General features: G+C 51.3%; 13 protein-coding genes and 1 tRNA gene. 13 read left to right on the top strand and 1 reads right to left on the bottom strand.

What is annotated here, in order from left to right; genetic code table 11:
* The 8 genes from truA to ACP158_RS08935 all read left to right on the top strand — a co-directional run bounded on the left by truA (position 1) and on the right by ACP158_RS08935 (position 8808).
* Positions 1-783, top strand: coding sequence for a tRNA pseudouridine(38-40) synthase TruA (gene truA, locus ACP158_RS08970; protein ID WP_424945813.1), 783 nt, complete (start codon positions 1-3; stop codon positions 781-783).
* A gap of 31 nt (positions 784-814) precedes the next feature.
* The gene (locus tag ACP158_RS08965; RefSeq protein WP_424945812.1) at positions 815-1435 is read left to right on the top strand and encodes a phosphoribosylanthranilate isomerase; all 621 of its coding nucleotides are present in this window, start codon (positions 815-817) and stop codon (positions 1433-1435) included.
* Between the two features lie 36 nt (positions 1436-1471).
* Entirely contained in the window at positions 1472-2440 is a 969-nt protein-coding gene (gene accD / locus ACP158_RS08960) for an acetyl-CoA carboxylase, carboxyltransferase subunit beta (protein WP_424945811.1), read from the top strand.
* A 74-nt stretch (positions 2441-2514) separates the two neighbouring features.
* Entirely contained in the window at positions 2515-3903 is a 1389-nt protein-coding gene (locus tag ACP158_RS08955) for a bifunctional folylpolyglutamate synthase/dihydrofolate synthase (RefSeq protein WP_424945810.1), read from the top strand.
* A gap of 171 nt (positions 3904-4074) precedes the next feature.
* On the top strand, positions 4075-4677 hold the full coding sequence (locus ACP158_RS08950; protein ID WP_424945809.1) for an SPOR domain-containing protein: 603 nt from the start codon (positions 4075-4077) through the stop codon (positions 4675-4677).
* Positions 4678-4913: 236 nt separating this feature from the next.
* On the top strand, positions 4914-5411 hold the full coding sequence (locus ACP158_RS08945) for a CvpA family protein (RefSeq protein WP_424945808.1): 498 nt from the start codon (positions 4914-4916) through the stop codon (positions 5409-5411).
* 26 nt (positions 5412-5437) lie between these two features.
* Positions 5438-6985 (top strand): amidophosphoribosyltransferase, encoded by a 1548-nt coding sequence (gene purF / locus ACP158_RS08940; RefSeq protein WP_424945807.1) that lies wholly within the window; start codon positions 5438-5440, stop codon positions 6983-6985.
* Between the two features lie 71 nt (positions 6986-7056).
* Complete coding sequence (locus ACP158_RS08935; RefSeq protein ID WP_424945806.1) at positions 7057-8808, top strand: homocysteine S-methyltransferase family protein; 1752 nt, start codon at positions 7057-7059, stop codon at positions 8806-8808.
* Between the two features lie 42 nt (positions 8809-8850).
* Here ACP158_RS08935 and ACP158_RS08930 read toward each other — a convergent pair whose 3' ends face one another.
* A complete protein-coding gene (locus ACP158_RS08930; RefSeq protein ID WP_424945805.1) occupies positions 8851-9621 on the bottom strand; it encodes a UDP-2,3-diacylglucosamine diphosphatase in 771 nt (256 codons plus the stop codon).
* 152 nt (positions 9622-9773) lie between these two features.
* Here ACP158_RS08930 and cysS point away from each other — a divergent pair, with 152 nt between their 5' ends.
* From cysS to infB, 5 genes are all read left to right on the top strand, one after another.
* Positions 9774-11156: a cysteine--tRNA ligase gene (gene cysS, locus ACP158_RS08925; protein ID WP_424945804.1), complete on the top strand. Its 1383-nt coding sequence runs from the start codon at positions 9774-9776 to the stop codon at positions 11154-11156.
* A 198-nt stretch (positions 11157-11354) separates the two neighbouring features.
* Positions 11355-11431 (top strand) — tRNA-Met (locus tag ACP158_RS08920).
* Between the two features lie 208 nt (positions 11432-11639).
* On the top strand, positions 11640-12083 hold the full coding sequence (gene rimP, locus ACP158_RS08915) for a ribosome maturation factor RimP (protein ID WP_424945803.1): 444 nt from the start codon (positions 11640-11642) through the stop codon (positions 12081-12083).
* A 24-nt stretch (positions 12084-12107) separates the two neighbouring features.
* A complete protein-coding gene (gene nusA / locus ACP158_RS08910) occupies positions 12108-13589 on the top strand; it encodes a transcription termination factor NusA (protein WP_424945802.1) in 1482 nt (493 codons plus the stop codon).
* A 34-nt stretch (positions 13590-13623) separates the two neighbouring features.
* A complete protein-coding gene (gene infB, locus ACP158_RS08905) occupies positions 13624-16203 on the top strand; it encodes a translation initiation factor IF-2 (protein ID WP_424945801.1) in 2580 nt (859 codons plus the stop codon).
* Positions 16204-16211: the final 8 nt, after the last annotated feature.

The following is a 16211-nucleotide window of genomic DNA, read 5'->3' as shown; positions in this document are numbered from 1 at the left end:
ATGATTCGGCTGGCGGCATGCGTAGAATATTGCGGTCGCAACTATTGCGGCTGGCAGCGGCAGGCACATTCTCCATCCGTACAACAGGCAGTCGAAAACGCCATCAGCAAGGTCGCCGATGAACCGATCACGGTGCTGAGCGCAGGGCGCACCGATACCGGGGTACATGGCATCGGGCAGATTATTCACTTCGATACTCAGCGCGAGCGCACTCAAAATGAATGGTTGCGCGGCGTTAATACTCATCTCCCGGACGATATTTCGTTGGTTTGGACGCGCCCGGTGGGCAACGATTTTCATGCCCGATTTGGCGCGAGACAGCGGCGCTACCGCTATGTGATATTGAATAGACCAGTCAGTCCAAGCTATCTGCACGGTCTGGTCGCCTGGCATTATACCGCGCTGGATCTATTCCTGATGCAACGCGCGGCCAAGGACTTGGTTGGGCGACACGATTTTAGCGCCTACCGCGCCGCCGGTTGCCAAAGCAAAGATCCGGTAAAAGAGGTATGCCAACTTACCCTGGAGCAGTCAGGTCCCTGGATTTGGATGGATATTACTGCGGACGGATTTTTGCAGCACATGGTGCGAAATATTGTCGGCGTGCTGATGCGCATTGGCGAGCGTCTGGAATCGGTGCACTGGGCGCAACAAATATTGGAAAGCCGCGACCGCAAAATAGGCGGGGTAACCGCGGTGGCCGATGGCTTGTACTTTGTGTCGGTGGATTACGATGCGAAATTCGGCTTGCCGAATCCGCCCGAGGCATGTCGATTTTGGTAGAATGACTTGAAAGCCACCCGGAATAAAATCGTTGCGAACCCGAATAAAAATTTGCGGAATCACCAGCCCGGAAATTGCCCGCTATGCGGTTGATGCCGGCGCGGATGCGATTGGGTTGGTGTTTTATCCCAGCAGCAGTCGTTATTTAACCCTTGATCAAGCCATTGAAATTAATCGAACAGCACTGCCGTTTGTGGCCCAGGTCGGGGTATTCGTTAATCCCGAAAAACAGGTAATGGACCGTATTTTAAGCGCGGTGCATTTGGACTATCTGCAATTTCATGGCGATGAGACTCCGGCTTATTGCGCAAGTTTTGGGATACCCTATATCAAAGCCATACGCGTAGCCGAATCCACGGATTTACTGGCGCTGGAAAAACAATATCAAGATGCCGCAGGATTGCTGCTCGATAGCCATATATCCGATCGCTACGGCGGCACCGGAAAATCATTTGCCTGGGGTCGGGCGCAGTATGGCGGCCAAAAACCGATCATTCTTGCTGGCGGCTTGAGCACCGACAATGTTCAGGCCGCCATTGCCGCGGCCTCTCCCTATGGCGTCGATGTCAGCAGCGGAGTGGAAACTGAGGGCGTGAAAGCGCCAGCAAAAATGCGTGCATTTTGTCAAAATGTCAATCGCCAAAGTCAATAGATACCATAAATAACATTAATAACAAGACACAACGATATGAATTGGTTTGATAAAATACTGCCGCCAAAAATAAAAACCGTCCGCAAAATAGGGCGCAAGGGTGTCCCTGAAGGGTTGTGGAACAAATGCACTGCCTGCCAGGCAGTGCTGTATGGCGTGGAGCTTAAACACAGCCTGCAGGTTTGTCCGAAATGCAACCACCATATGCGCATGGGCGCGCAAGAGCGGCTGGAATCGTTTTTCGATCAGGGTTCAATCCAGTGGTTAGCCGAAAATGTCATGCCGGTCGATATTTTTAAGTTCAAGGATAAAAAGAGGTATAAAGATCGATTGCAGGAAGCGCGCAAGGCCAGTAAATTGTCCGAAGCGCTGCTGGCGGCGACTGGACGGATTAACGGATTAAGCGTTTGTGCCGTGGCCTTTGAATTCAAGTTTATGGGCGGCTCCATGGGCTCTGTGGTCGGTGAGCGATTTGTTCAGACGGCCAACCATAGTCTCGAAAATCATCAACCGCTGATTAGTTTCACCGCCAGCGGCGGGGCGAGAATGCAGGAAGCGCTTTTTTCCTTAATGCAAATGTCAAAAACCGCGGCCGCGATTTCCAAACTTCGGCAACAGGGCATTCCCTATATTTCAGTCCTGACCGATCCCACAATGGGTGGCGTGTCAGCCAGTCTGGCGATGTTGGGCGATATTATTATTGCCGAGCCCAAGGCGTTAGTGGGGTTTGCCGGCCCCCGGGTGATTGAACAAACCGTTCGAGAAACCTTGCCCGATGGGTTTCAGCGCTCGGAGTTCTTGCTTGAATATGGCGCCATTGACATGATTGTTGATCGATCAAAAATGAAACAGGAAATTTACTTGCTGCTCGAAAAACTTGGGTTCAGTACCCGGGCTCACTCAAATTCCGAGCCACCGTATGGGAATGACCGAGCCGGGAATGATCGGGCCGGGAATGATCGGAATGTGGTGGAAGGCGAGTTGCTGCCGGCCTCAGATAAGTAACCCTTTGCGTGGCCAAGTTATGTGTATGGTCATGTGTATGGTCATGTGGGTTAGTGGACAATGGGAAATATTAATTGAACACCGCATACCCGGATTTAGATCCGGATTTCGACATGTATTCCGACATGTATTTCGACCTGAAAAAATGGCTGGAACATATCCAGAATCAACACTGGCGTAGCATAGACCTTACGCTGGATCGTATTTCTCGGGTTTGGAATAATCTCGAGGGCGAGTGCGCGAATTTCACGCTGGTCGTGGCCGGGACAAATGGCAAAGGCTCTTGTGTGAGCATGCTGGATGGCGTGTTCCAACAATCTGGCAAGCGCACCGGAAGCTATACCTCTCCTCATCTGGTGCGCTTCAATGAACGCATAAAAATCGATGGCGCAGAAGCGACCGATGAAGAGTTATGCCAAACCTTTGCTCGGATTGAACAAGCCAGGGCTGGCATCCCGCTGACCTATTTTGAGTTCGGGACGTTGGCGGCGCTGCTGGTTTTTCAACAGCATAAGGTCGATATTACGATACTGGAAGTGGGCATGGGCGGGCGCCTCGATGCGGTTAATATGGTGGATAACGATCTGGTCTTGATGACTTCCATCGGCGTTGATCATGAGCAATGGCTAGGTTCGGATCGGGAATCCATCGCGGCGGAAAAAGCGGGCGTCATCAAGCGCGAGGGCATTGTTGTTTGTTCCGACCCGAATATTCCAGACAGTGTGTTGGCCATATCGGAGCAGCAAAATGCCACGGTGATCGCGGCCGAGCGCGACTATTCGATTGAACAAATCGCCACTGAGACAGAAAACGGCGGCCGGCTGCGGTGGAAAAGCAGTCATGCTGAAATTCCGCAAGATTGGCGTTGCATCCGTTCGTTAGTCGCTCCGTTTAACGGCAATCATCAAATTGCCAACCTCGGCGGAGTGGTGGCTGCGTTGGCGTTGACCAGCGGCAAAACCGGGGTAACCGTCGCAGATCTGACCCAAGGCCTGAGCCGAGCCAGGCTAACCGCCCGGTGTCAGGTGATGGCTGACCGATCCAATCATTGCCCGGAAGTCATCGTTGATGTTGCGCATAATCGGGATTCCGCCATCGAACTTGCCCGATTTCTCGACGGCCGGGAGTGCGCTGGAAAAACCTATGCCGTCATTGGCGTGTTGGCTGACAAAGCCCTCGATCAAATTATCAAGCCAATGATGGCGCAGGTGGATTATTGGTTTTTAGCGTCCTTGAGCGGCGCAAGAGGGCAAACCGGCGAGCAGTTAGCCGATCAGTTCAAGCAACTTGTCAAACGCCCGGCCAAACACCCGACCAAACACCCAAAGTGGGTAGTCAGGCGCAATCCTGTCGATGCGTATTTAGCCGCAATGGAGCAAGCGAAGGCCGAGGATAGAGTGGTAATCTTTGGGTCATTTTATACAGTCGGTGATATAATCAACCACCTTGAGCAAACCAATTAAATGCGCCGATACCCGTTCAAATGGGACATGGCTTAATCATGAGACTAATCCACAGCCTGTGTCTGGAAAGACAAAAAACCTGGATTAACTGCTTTAGCGCGATAAACGATCGGTTGCCCGTCGCCCATGACCATGTTTAGATCGAATACAAAAATTCAGCCGCAGTATAAAATGAAACACCGCTTAACCGGCGCGGTCATTATCGTTGCGTTGGCGGTGATCGTGATTTCTGTTTTGTTGAAAGAGCCGGAAAGCCAGGGCAACGCGAAACTCAATCATCATGATGACGACTCCCAGACTTTGCAAACCACACTACAACCGCTGAATCTTGACACAGTGAACCTGGAGCAAGCCAAACTGCAAAAAACCGAGGTGTCCATTAACGCTGCATCGGCCACCGCCGGACGCCTGGTGCTCACCGCCGATAAAAAGTCAAATTCGGATTCCGCTTTCGGGTTGACCGCGCCTAAAACCATCGCTTCACCGCAACCGCCCGTCCCGTCGGCGCAGGACATTTCCGCCGACGACATGTCCCAGGACGGATGGAGCGTGCGTGTCGGCACTTATGCCGATGCAGAAAATGTGGATTCGGTCTCTGCGTTGCTCAGTAATCATGGATTCCAGGCCCGACATACTCAGGTGCAAACCACCTTGGGGATGGCCACACGAATATGGCTCGGGCCTTATACAAGAAGGGCGGCCGCCGAAAAAGTCAGCCTGCGCCTCAAAGCCATCATCGGCGAAAAAGGTTATGTGACCGAACACTCGTCCTGACAAATGCCATTCCTCAAATCAATCATAAGCGTCAATCATAAGCGTCAATCATAAGCATGAAGCATAAGCGGTAACTTCCAGGTGATAAAGTCAGTGATAAATTTTAAGGCATGGTTGAAATTGATTGATAGCATTCACTGTCGACACCTGTTTTTAACCAAACAGAAAATTCCTGGTTGCGGTTTCAGCGAGATATTTCATGACAACCTGCCTGACAACCTGAATGTATCAATTTAATGAATGTTGTTGATATTGCCATCGTCGCCATCGTTTCGATTTCATTGATTATTGGATTATTCAGAGGATTTATCCGCGAAGCATTGTCGTTGTTCTCGTGGATTGTCGCCTTATGGATCGCTTACACTTATGCAACCGCAGGCGCAATTTATCTGCAATCCTATATTGATCAGCCACCGTTAAGAACGGTCGCCGCCTTCGCCGCAATATTTGTGGTGGCGCTGATTTTAATTTCCATGCTCAGTCATTTAATCCACAGAATACTTTCCATCACCGGGATTTCCGGCGTGGATCGCTCGCTCGGCGCGCTGTTTGGCCTGATGCGCGGCATTATTATCGTGGCGACGCTGATATTGGGCGCTACCTTCATGGACTTGATGTCTCAGCCATGGTGGCACGATTCGCTGTTGGCCGGCTATTTCAACCCGGTCACGGACTTTATTCGCTCGCTGCTGCCTGCGGATATCGCTGAATTTGTGACCCCAAAGATTGCTTGAACAAGGTCCCTGGTTGACGTGAATTTATGTGCGGATTGGTAGGCCTTCTCGGCAACGAGCGCGCGAACCAGGCGCTGTATGACAGCCTGACCGTGCTGCAGCATCGTGGCCAGGATTCGGCAGGCATCATGACCAGCGACGGCAACCGGGTTTATTTGCGCAAGGACAATGGCTTGGTGCGGGATGTTTTTCATACCCGCCATATGGTGCAGTTGCAAGGAACCATGGGAGTGGGGCATGTGCGTTATCCCACCGCGGGCAACGACTCGCGCGCCGAAGCCCAGCCGTTTTATGTGAACTCGCCATTTGGAATCGCGCTGGCGCATAACGGGAATTTAACCAATGCGGATGAACTCAGGCATGACTTGTTCAAGCAGGATTTAAGACAGCTTAACACCTCGTCGGATTCTGAAATCCTGCTGAATGTTTTTGCCCACGAACTTCAAGCGGCGGTTGGCGAATCAAGTCTGCCGGCCGCGCCGCAAGATATTTTTGCCGCAGTGGGCGGCGTGATACGCCGTTGCCAGGGGGCTTATGCGGTGGTGGCGATGATAGTGGGGGTCGGGATTGTCGCGTTTAGAGACCCCTGCGGCATCCGCCCGCTGGTTTATGGCGCTAAAAAATCCGATGCCGGGACCTCGTATATGGTTGCCTCGGAAAGTGTGGCGCTGGATGTTTTGGGTTATCAGCGAGCGCGGGATATACGACCCGGTGAAGTTATGCTGATCGATATTGAAGGAAAGGTTCATCATTCAATTTGTGCGAGCCGGACCAACCAGGCGCCCTGTATTTTCGAGTATGTGTATCTGGCCAGACCCGATTCCATACTCGACGATATTCCGGTTTACCAAACGCGAATTTATATGGGAGAGCGTTTGGGGCATCGAATAAAACAGGAATGGCCGCAGCGCGATATTGATGTCGTTATTCCGGTTCCGGATACCAGCAGAACGGCTGCGCTGGAAATGGGAAAAGTGCTGAAACTTCCCTATCGCGAAGGCTTCATCAAAAATCGTTATATCGGCAGAACATTCATCATGCCGGGTCAGGCGATGCGAAAAAAATCAGTGCGGCAAAAACTGAATGCGATCGCCTCAGAATTCACCGGCAAAACGGTTTTGCTGGTCGATGATTCCATCGTGCGCGGCACCACCTCGCAAAAAATTATTGAGCTGGCGCGGGAAGCCGGGGCGAAAAAAGTGTATTTTGCCTCCGCGGCGCCGCCGGTGCGTTACCCCAATGTTTACGGAATCGATATGCCATCGACGATGGAATTGATTGCAAATAATAGAACCCATGAGCAGATTTGCGCTGAGATTGGCGCGGATAAATTGATCTACCAGAAACTCGATGACTTAATCACGGCGGTCGCTCAATGTAATCCAAATATCAAACAGTTTGATACCTCCTGTTTTGATGGCAAATATATTACTGGAGATGTTACCCCGGAATACCTGTGCATGGTGGACCGCAAGCGTAATGATACAGCGAAAGATCAGGATCAGAATCAGGATCAGGAGAAGAACGAACTGGATCTTTCAGAAATAACCGATATACAGGAAAAACGCGCTTAAAACTTTGCCCCTGAGGCGCACAGAATTAACGGGTGTGCGCTTACACAAATTCAACCTGCGGACATAACGATATGAAACACAGTTCTGGTTACGCTTATATCCTGAATCAAATCGAGAATGATCAATGCGTTATTCTGGATGGTGCTATCGCAACCGAATTACAGCGATCCGGGGTCGGTCAGATTAGATTGAGCGATGAGACCCATTGGGGGTTCGATGCCTTGCATATTTCGCCTGAATCGGTGCTGGATGTCCACCAAAGGTATCTGCAATCGGGCGCTGAAATTCTGACCACCAATACCTACTCTATTCTGGATGCGCCTTCCTACACCGCGGACTATGATATCCACGTGGCTCGACCGATTCACTGGATGGACCTGGCCCGGGATGCCATTGAATTCCCCAGAAAAGCGATTGCGACTAGTCACCGGCATGCCACCGCGGCCGTCGCCTTCAGCATCGGCGGGGAAATAGAAACGCGCGATCAACAGGCCACCGTTGAACTGTTGTTGAAAATATTCGAGGACACCCCGCCGGACCTGGTCTTGTTCGAGACGCTTTCGCTGATCGAGGACAATCTTACGTTTGCAACCATTGAAATGCTCATTGAAAGCGGGTGGCCGGTCTGGGTTTCATTTCGCCGCTGCCGCAAAGGGGTGTGCGGCATTCATGGACAGCTTTGGGGCGGGCCGGAAGGCGATCGATTCGGTCGGCTTGCCCAGTCGCTGGAACGCATGGGTGTTGAGGCATTGATGATCAACTGCTTGCCGGTCAACAGAGTCGAAGGCACGTTATCGTGGCTGCGGGATTTCACAAGTTTGCCGCTTGGGGTGTATCCCAATGTCGGCCGCTATGCCGAGGCCGGATGGCAGTTCGATGGTCAAATGAATGCCGAGAAGTTTGCCGACCTTGCGCTTGGGTGGCGAGCGGAAGGGGCGCAGTTGATTGGCGGGTGCTGCGGGGTTGGTCCAGCCGAAATCAAACTGGTTGCTGAAAAATTAAGCGGTATATCGAGAGGCCGCCCGGCAAAAAAAGCCGTGCGCAAATTGTCTGCTACCGGTCGGTTATCTGAAGTGCGCCAGAATGCGGCCTTAGGCGCAGTAAAAAATTGGACCGACCAGAAAGGTCGCCAGTTATTTCCGTTGCCATTCCCCGAAATTACCGTCGATCCGGGCGTGTTCGTGCCCACTCAAGGCAGTTATTTGATCTGGAAATACCTGTTTAACAGCGGCATTGGAGAATCCAAATCCTGCCTGGATGTCGGCTGCGGCGTCGGTATCCTGGCCATTCAATTGGCATTGAACGGGGCCGCTGGCGTGACCGCGGTGGATATTCAGCCGGCAGCGGTTGAGAACACCTTAACCAATGCATTTCGCAACGGCGTTGCGGACAAGATGACCGGGGTCGCCGCTGATTTGTACTCGTTTATGCCGGACAACAAATTTGACGTGATTGTGGCCAGCCTTTACCAGATGCCGACCAACCCTAGAGGCCAGGTTAGCGGTCACCGAGATATAGATTACTGGGGCAGGAATCTGCTGGATCATTTTATAAAGAATCTGGATAACTATCTTGCCAAAGAGGGGGCCGCCTATTTGATGCAAGTTTCGATGTTGGGCGCGCAACGCACAGAAAATCTGTTACAGAAATATGGATTTCAATACCGCATTGTTGATTTTAATTTATACCAGTTTAACGCGGTATTTCGGGACAACCTTGACCAAATACAGGCGGTCGAGAAGTTGTCGGACGCCTATCATTTTAAATTTGGCGCCGAAGAACACGCCATGGTGATGTACCTGCTTGAACTCAGGCATCGCTGAAAACCAACGTCAGGATGGTATGATTAGCGATTGCCGCCATGCTTATCCGCGCAGCGCAAAACCGCCATGGTCGTAATACAGCACGCTCTTTTGCGTGTACCAATCGCCAAGCACGTAGCGTTTTGCCGGCGCGCCATCCAGGCTAAATTCATGCACTGCGGGCTTGTGGGTGTGCCCGTGTATCATGGTCAGCACGCCGTGTTCACGCATGACTTTTTCAACCTGTTGCTGATTAACATCCATCATCGCCATGCTCTTGGTTTTTTTGGAAGTCTCGCTTTGTGTCCGCATTGACCGGGCGGTATCCATTCTTTGGTTGACGGGTTTATTCAGAAACGCCATTTTCCATTTGGCAGTCAGCATTTCCTGGCGCGCGGTTTGGTGTTCGATATCGTCAGTGCACAAGGCGTCGCCGTGGGTCAGCAACACTTGTTTTGAGTCCAGCGTAATCAGCGTGGGGTCCGGGAGTATTTTGCAGCCGGTGCGTTTTGCGAAATCATTGCCGACCAGAAAATCCCGATTGCCATGCATAAAAAATATATCCAGTCCGGCATGCACCGTTGCCTTGATTATATTTTCTACGGCGCCCTGGCCCAGGGTGTCCCGGCCGTCATCCCCAATCCAGACTTCGAACAGATCACCTAAAATATAAAGTCGACTTAGCCGGTCGATTGAATGACTCATGAATTCCTTGAACCACTGGGTTGACTCTGGTCGCACCGGATCTAAATGCAAGTCGGAAATGAATGCGATAGTCATCGTATGGGCATCGTCGTGTGTAATATTTTTCTCAAGTTCATCAGGCGCAGGCATCAAAAAATGGAATGCAAGGCCAGAATATTATACCATCGCCGACCATAATCCGACCGTGCTCCGACCCCCCATGACATTATTTTGATATTATTTTGACACTATTTTGATACGATCTTGATCAGCAAAGCATTTTGAGCATTTAGGCGCAACCCATGAAAATAAAGTTGTACGACAGCTATTCGCGCAGTCTGCGTGAATTCGAGCCGATTAAAGGCAATCGGGCAAGAATTTATGCTTGCGGCCCGACCGTGTATGATTACGCCCATATCGGTAATTTACGCACCTATATTTTTGAGGATACGCTGCGCCGAACACTGGAATTCTTCGGCTACGAGGTTACCCACGTGGTCAATATCACCGATGTCGGGCATCTCACTTCCGATGCGGATACCGGCGAGGATAAAATCGAGCAAGGCGCGAAAAAGGCCGGCAAGACCGCTTGGGAAATTGCGCTGCTTTATACCGAAGCGTTTAAGCAAGATCTGGTTCATCTTAATATTCTGCAGCCGGATATATGGTGCCGGGCGACCGACCATATTGCCGAACAAATCAGCGCCATCAGGGCAATCGAAAAAAAGGGGTTTGCCTATATCACCACTGACGGGGTGTATTTCGATACCTCAAAACTCGAAAACTACGGATACCTGGCGCGACTCGATGTTGCCGGGTTAAACGCCGGTCAACGGGTTGATATCGGTGAAAAACGCAACACCACGGATTTTGCGCTGTGGAAATTCAGTCGCAAGGATGCGGCCAGGCAAATGGAATGGGACAGCCCGTGGGCGCGCGGTTTTCCTGGCTGGCACATTGAATGTTCTGCCATGGCGGTCAAGTATCTTGGAGAAATGTTTGATATACACTGCGGCGGCAAAGACCACATTACGGTGCATCACTGTAACGAAATCGCGCAAGCGCAAGTATGCTATGGCACTCAATTGGCAAATTTCTGGCTGCATGGCTATTTCCTTGAGACCGATCAAGCCAAAATGTCCAAGTCGGACGGCGAATTTTTGCGCTTGGCGAGTTTAGTTGAGCGCGGCCATGACCCACTCAGTTATCGCTATCTTTGCTTGACCGCCCATTATCGCGGCGATCTCAAGTTCACCTGGCAAAGCCTGAATGGCGCGGAAACCGCATTGAATCGATTGCGCGCGGCAGTACACGCCTGGGGTGAGCCGGACAACCCTGACGATCAATATCTGCAGCAGTTTCGCCACGAAGTCTATAACGACTTAAACACGCCCAAGGCGCTGGCGGTGATATGGAACCTGGTTAAAAGCAATCTTGCCCCGGCCAGAAAAAAGGCTACGATACTTGAATGCGACAAAATTCTCGGTTTTGATTTGGCGAACTGGCGGCCCGTTGTGCTGGAAATTCCGGACACCGTTAAAACGTTAATGGCGTTGCGGACACAAGCGAGGCAAGCCCGAAACTGGGTCGAAGCAGACAAATTCAGGGAGCAGATTGCCGAATTGGGGTATGACATTGAAGATTCCGCGAAAGGCGCAGTGCTACGAAAGAAGCCATTGCCTTAGTATGGCAGCGTGTGGCCTGCAATAGGGTCATATGGATGACCCAGGATATTCGACCAAGCGGAAATTTTAAGCAGTTTCTAATCGTTTGAGGCCGGGCTGTTTATAGGGGAGTCAACAAAATAGTTCATAATTCATAAAAAGACTCCCTCTAATGGGTTGAAACAAAGGCCACGAATAAGGTAGAATCCACGACTTTAATGCGGGGTGGAGCAGTCTGGCAGCTCGTCGGGCTCATAACCCGAAGGTCGTAGGTTCAAATCCTGCCCCCGCTACCATATTTGGCTGGTATTTTTTACTGGCATTTTTTACTGGCAAATTTTAACCAGTTTGGTACGACCCCGCAGTTTGCGGGGTTTTGCTTTTGCGGGTTTTGCTTTTGCGCGGTTTGCTTTTAATGAGCAGCCGATTGAATGATTTATGCTGCCTGGGCCAATGGCTCATTTTTTGTGTGTTTTTGTAAGGTGAGTGTGCATGATGCGTGGTGTGACCGGAAAATTGAGAGCGGTGCTTGAACCGCCGGTGGAAAACCTGGGTTATGAGTTGTTGCACCTGGAGATGACTCGCCAGGGCAAAGACGCCGTGCTACGGGTTTATATCGATGCGCCAGGCGGTATTCAGGTGCGTGATTGCGCCTCGGTAAGTCGGCAGTTGAGCGCCGTATTGGACATCGAAGACCCGTTAAGCGGAGCCTATTTGTTGGAAGTGTCCTCGCCCGGATTGCAGCGGCCTCTGGTAAAGCCTGACCATTTCAAGCGGTTTGTGGGAGATAAAGCCAGAATTGTAATGGCAGCCCGCATTTTTGGACGGCGGCGATTTACCGGCCAGATGGTCGAGGCTGGCGATGAATCAGTGGTGTTGGAAGTTGATGGCGAGCGTTATCCGTTGCCTTATCGCGATATGGAGTCAGCTCAATTGCAACCGATTTGAATGTTAAGTGGATGTCGATAAATTATGGCGATTACCAGTAATGAAATTTTATTGATGGCGGAAAGTGTTTCCCGGGAGAAAGATCTCGATAAAGAGATTATTTTTAGCGCCATCGAAGCGGCCTTGGCCACCGCCACCAAGAAGTGGCATTCGGGTGATATTGACGCGCGGGTGAGCATCCATCAGGATACCGGAGAGTATGATTCCTACCGGGTGTGGGAGGTTATCGCCGATGACGCCGAAGTGGAGTTTCCGGACCAGCAAATTCCGTTGACCGAAGCACGCGAAAGCGACCCAGAACTTAATGTGGAAGATCTGATAGAAGAGCCGATGGAGAAAGTGGAGTTTGGGCGCATCGCGGCCCAGGCCGCCAAGCAGGTGATGTGGCAAAAACTCAGGGAGGCTGAAAGACACCAGATTGCGGAACGCTATAAAGACAAATTCGGGACGCTGATTTCCGGCACCGTAAAACGCCTTGAACACGGTAACGTTATCGTGGATTTAGGCGATGCGGAAGCGTTGTTGCCGAAAAATGAAATGATCCCCAGAGAAGGACTTAGGCCCGGCGATCGCATCCGTGCATTGTTAAAGGAAATAGACCTGGAAGCACGCGGCCCGCAATTAATTCTTACCCGCATATCGCCGCAGTTCTTGATTGAATTATTTAAACTGGAAGTGCCCGAAGCGGGCGATGGCCTGATTGAAATTCTGGGCGCGGCCCGGGATCCCGGTTCCCGAGCAAAAATATCGGTTCGCACCCATGATCAAAGCATCGATCCAGTCGGCGCCTGTGTCGGTATTCGAGGATCGAGGGTGCAGAGCGTGTCCAATGAAATAGCCGGCGAGCGGGTTGATATTATAGTTTGGTCCGAAAATATTGCGGAGTTTGTTATCCAGGCGCTGGCGCCAGCGGAAGCGGAATCCATATTTGTTGATGAAGACCTGAAATCAATGGATGTGGTGGTGACCGAGGAGAATTTATCGCGCGCGATTGGACGCGGCGGTCAAAATGTGCGGCTGGCATCTGAGTTGACCGGTTGGGAACTCAATTTAATGACCGATAAGGACGCGCTGGAAAAACAAGACCTTGAACAACAGGAGCTGGTGCAGAAGTTCATGAGCCAACTCGACATCGACGAAAACATTGCCAAAATTCTGGCCCAGGAAGGATTTAACTCCCTGGAGGAAATCGCCTATGTGCCCAAGCAGGAGCTGATGGACATCGAGGAGTTTGACGAAACGCTGGTGGATGAGTTGCGAAATCGCGCCCAGGATAACTTGCTGACCCACGCCATCGCCAGTCAACAACAGAAAGAGCCTAGCGAAGACCTGCTGGGCATGGCTGGCATGGACGAGGAAACCGCGCGCGCCTTGGCGCTCGGCGGTGTGCGTACCATGGAAGACTTGGCGGATTGCGCTTGGGATGAGGTGCTGGAAATTATCGACCTCGAGGAGCAACGCGCGAAGGATCTGATAATGACTGCCCGTGCGCCGTGGTTTGAATAATATTATTTATAAATATTAATAACATATAGCCGATATGTCACAAATTACTATAGATGATTTTGCCAAGCAGATCGGTATCAGTATCGACAAGCTGCTCAATCAACTTGAGCAGGCGGGAATATCATGCAAGGTCAAGACCGACTTGCTTGAGGGTGACGAAAAAATACAACTCTTGCAGTATCTAAAGGGTGATGCAAGCCAGAAACAGGAGTCCAAAGAGCGTATCTCGTTGAAACGAAAAACCACCGGTCAGATCAAGCAGACTTCCAGAACGGGGGCCGCGCATACGGTGCATGTCGAGGTTAAAAAACGCCGCACATTCGTAAAACGCAGTGTATTGGAAGCGCAACATGTCGAGGCGCAAGCAAAAACCGCGGCGTTGGAAGCGGAACAAAAACGCGTCATGGAGGAGCAAGCGAAACAGGTTGAACAGAAACAATTGCATGCTGAGCAAGAAGCACTCGAAAAATCCCAGCAGCAAAAACCGCAGACGCCGGGCGACGAGATTCAGGCCGATGCGCCGACCGACACCGAAGATGAATCCCAAAAAACGGCTCAGAAACTTTCAGAATCCACTCAGGTGGATTTGGCAACGTCTAAAATTAGTGCAAAGCAAACACCCGATAAGTCTGTTTCCGCGGCGCCTTCCGCGCCTGAAAGCACGGCTAAGCAACAAGATGACAAACCGAAAAAAGGCAGAAAAGGCAAACGCGGCAAGCCCGCATCGAATGAACGGGCCGGACGCAAGGAACTGCACGCCACTAAACGCAGAAAAGATAGAGCTCGACGTCAGCCGTTTAGAAAACCAGGCAATATTTCCTCATCAATAGCGGATCAGCACGCTTTTGAAAAACCCACAGAGCCAGTCATTCACGATGTGCATGTTCCCGAAACCATCACGGTGGGTGAATTGGCGCAAGCCATGTCAATCAAGGCCGGGGAAGTGATTAAAGCCATGATGGGCATGGGCTCCATGGTGACGATTAATCAGATTCTTGATCAGGATACGGCGATATTGCTGGTCGAAGAGATGGGGCATGTTGCCCAGGTTGCGGCTACGGACGACCCCGAAGCGTTTATAGTCCAGGATGACGCCACAGAACAGCTGCCGCGAGCGCCAGTGGTGACCGTAATGGGACATGTTGATCACGGCAAAACCTCACTGTTGGATTATCTCCGAAAAACCAAAGTCGCCGCCGCCGAAGCAGGCGGCATCACCCAGCATATCGGTGCCTATAAAGTTAAGATAAAGGATCAGGAAATTTGCTTTCTGGATACGCCCGGTCACGAGGCATTTTCAGCCATGCGCGCCCGGGGCGCTAAAGCGACCGACTTGATTATATTGGTCGTGGCCGCGGATGACGGCGTGAAACCCCAAACCATTGAAGCGATAAATCACGCCAAAGCGGCGGACGTGCCTATCATTGTGGCCATCAATAAAATCGACAAAGAGCAAGCGGATCCGGAACGGGTAAGACAAGAGCTGGTGAATCACGGCGTGGTCGCGGAAGCATGGGGTGGTGATGTATTAATGAACGAAGTATCCGCAATTACCGGCCAGGGCGCGGATGAGTTGCTCGAATCCGTATTATTGCAAGCCGAAGTCGCGGACTTAAAAGCGCAGCCGACGGGGAATGCGAGCGGGCTGGTTGTTGAGGCCCGACTGGACAAGGGCAGGGGACCGGTTGCCACGGTGCTGGTTCAGCAAGGCTGCCTTAAGCCGGGCGATATTGTGCTTGCTGGCCGCGAAACCGGTCGGGTCAGGGTCTTGATTGATGATCAGGGCCGAAAAACAAGCCAGGCGGGGCCATCAACGCCGGTCGAGATTCAGGGTTTGACCGGTGTTCCGGTTGCGGGAGATGATCTGGTGGTCGTGAGCAACGAAAGAAAGGCGCGTGAAATAGCGCTCAGCCGACAAGGCAAATCCAAGGAGCTAAAGCTCGCCCAGCAACAAAAAACAAAACTGGAAAGCATGTTCAATCGCATGGAAGAAGGCGAGGTCAAGACTTTGAATGTGCTGGTTAAGGCCGACGTCCAGGGCTCAGTGGAAGCATTACGGGATTCGATGGAAAAACTTTCTGTGGACGAGGTTAATGTCAACGTCATTCACGGCATGGTCGGCGGCATCAACGAATCTGATGTGAATCTGGCGCTGGCGGCGGATGCCGTCATGATTGGTTTTAATGTCCGGGCCGATGCGACGGCGCGTAAGTTAATCGAAAATAATGAGATCGGCGTTTTCTATCACAATGTTATTTACGATGTTATTGACACGATAAAAGCGATTATGACCGGGATGCTGTCTAAAATCTCCAAGGAAGAGCATGTTGGATTAATTGAAGTGCGTGATATTTTCCGGGCGCCAAAAATTGGCGCGATTGCCGGATGTTTCGTTTCACAAGGCGCGGTAAAACGAAATCTTCCAGTGCGCGTGCTGCGAGATAACATGGTGATTTTTGAAGGCGCCATCGATTCGTTGCGACGATTCAAGGATGATGTGGCTGAAGTGAAAAATGGCTACGAATGTGGTATCGGCATCAAGGATTACAACGATATCAAGGTCGGAGACCAAATCGAAGTATTTGAAATTGTTGAAACCGCTCAGACACTATAAGCGCACAC

Origin of the sequence: Candidatus Spongiihabitans sp. (genome assembly GCF_965247905.1) — a bacterium.
Lineage (GTDB): Bacteria > Pseudomonadota > Gammaproteobacteria > Arenicellales > Poriferihabitantaceae > Spongiihabitans.
Note: the sequence above shows the minus strand (reverse complement) of the source record. Positions and strands in the feature narration are given on the sequence as shown.

Bases quoted from the DNA above. Each gene is read 5' to 3' on its own strand.
- truA (WP_424945813.1), top strand. From the start codon at position 1: ATGATTCGGCTGGCGGCATGCGTAGAATATTGCGGTCGCAACTATTGC.
- accD (WP_424945811.1), top strand. From the start codon at position 1,472: ATGAATTGGTTTGATAAAATACTGCCGCCAAAAATAAAAACCGTCCGC.
- ACP158_RS08950 (WP_424945809.1), top strand. From the start codon at position 4,075: ATGAAACACCGCTTAACCGGCGCGGTCATTATCGTTGCGTTGGCGGTG.
- ACP158_RS08945 (WP_424945808.1), top strand. From the start codon at position 4,914: ATGAATGTTGTTGATATTGCCATCGTCGCCATCGTTTCGATTTCATTG.
- purF (WP_424945807.1), top strand. From the start codon at position 5,438: ATGTGCGGATTGGTAGGCCTTCTCGGCAACGAGCGCGCGAACCAGGCG.
- ACP158_RS08935 (WP_424945806.1), top strand. From the start codon at position 7,057: ATGAAACACAGTTCTGGTTACGCTTATATCCTGAATCAAATCGAGAAT.
- ACP158_RS08930 (WP_424945805.1), bottom strand. From the start codon at position 9,621: ATGCCTGCGCCTGATGAACTTGAGAAAAATATTACACACGACGATGCC.
- cysS (WP_424945804.1), top strand. From the start codon at position 9,774: ATGAAAATAAAGTTGTACGACAGCTATTCGCGCAGTCTGCGTGAATTC.
- nusA (WP_424945802.1), top strand. From the start codon at position 12,108: ATGGCGATTACCAGTAATGAAATTTTATTGATGGCGGAAAGTGTTTCC.
- infB (WP_424945801.1), top strand. From the start codon at position 13,624: ATGTCACAAATTACTATAGATGATTTTGCCAAGCAGATCGGTATCAGT.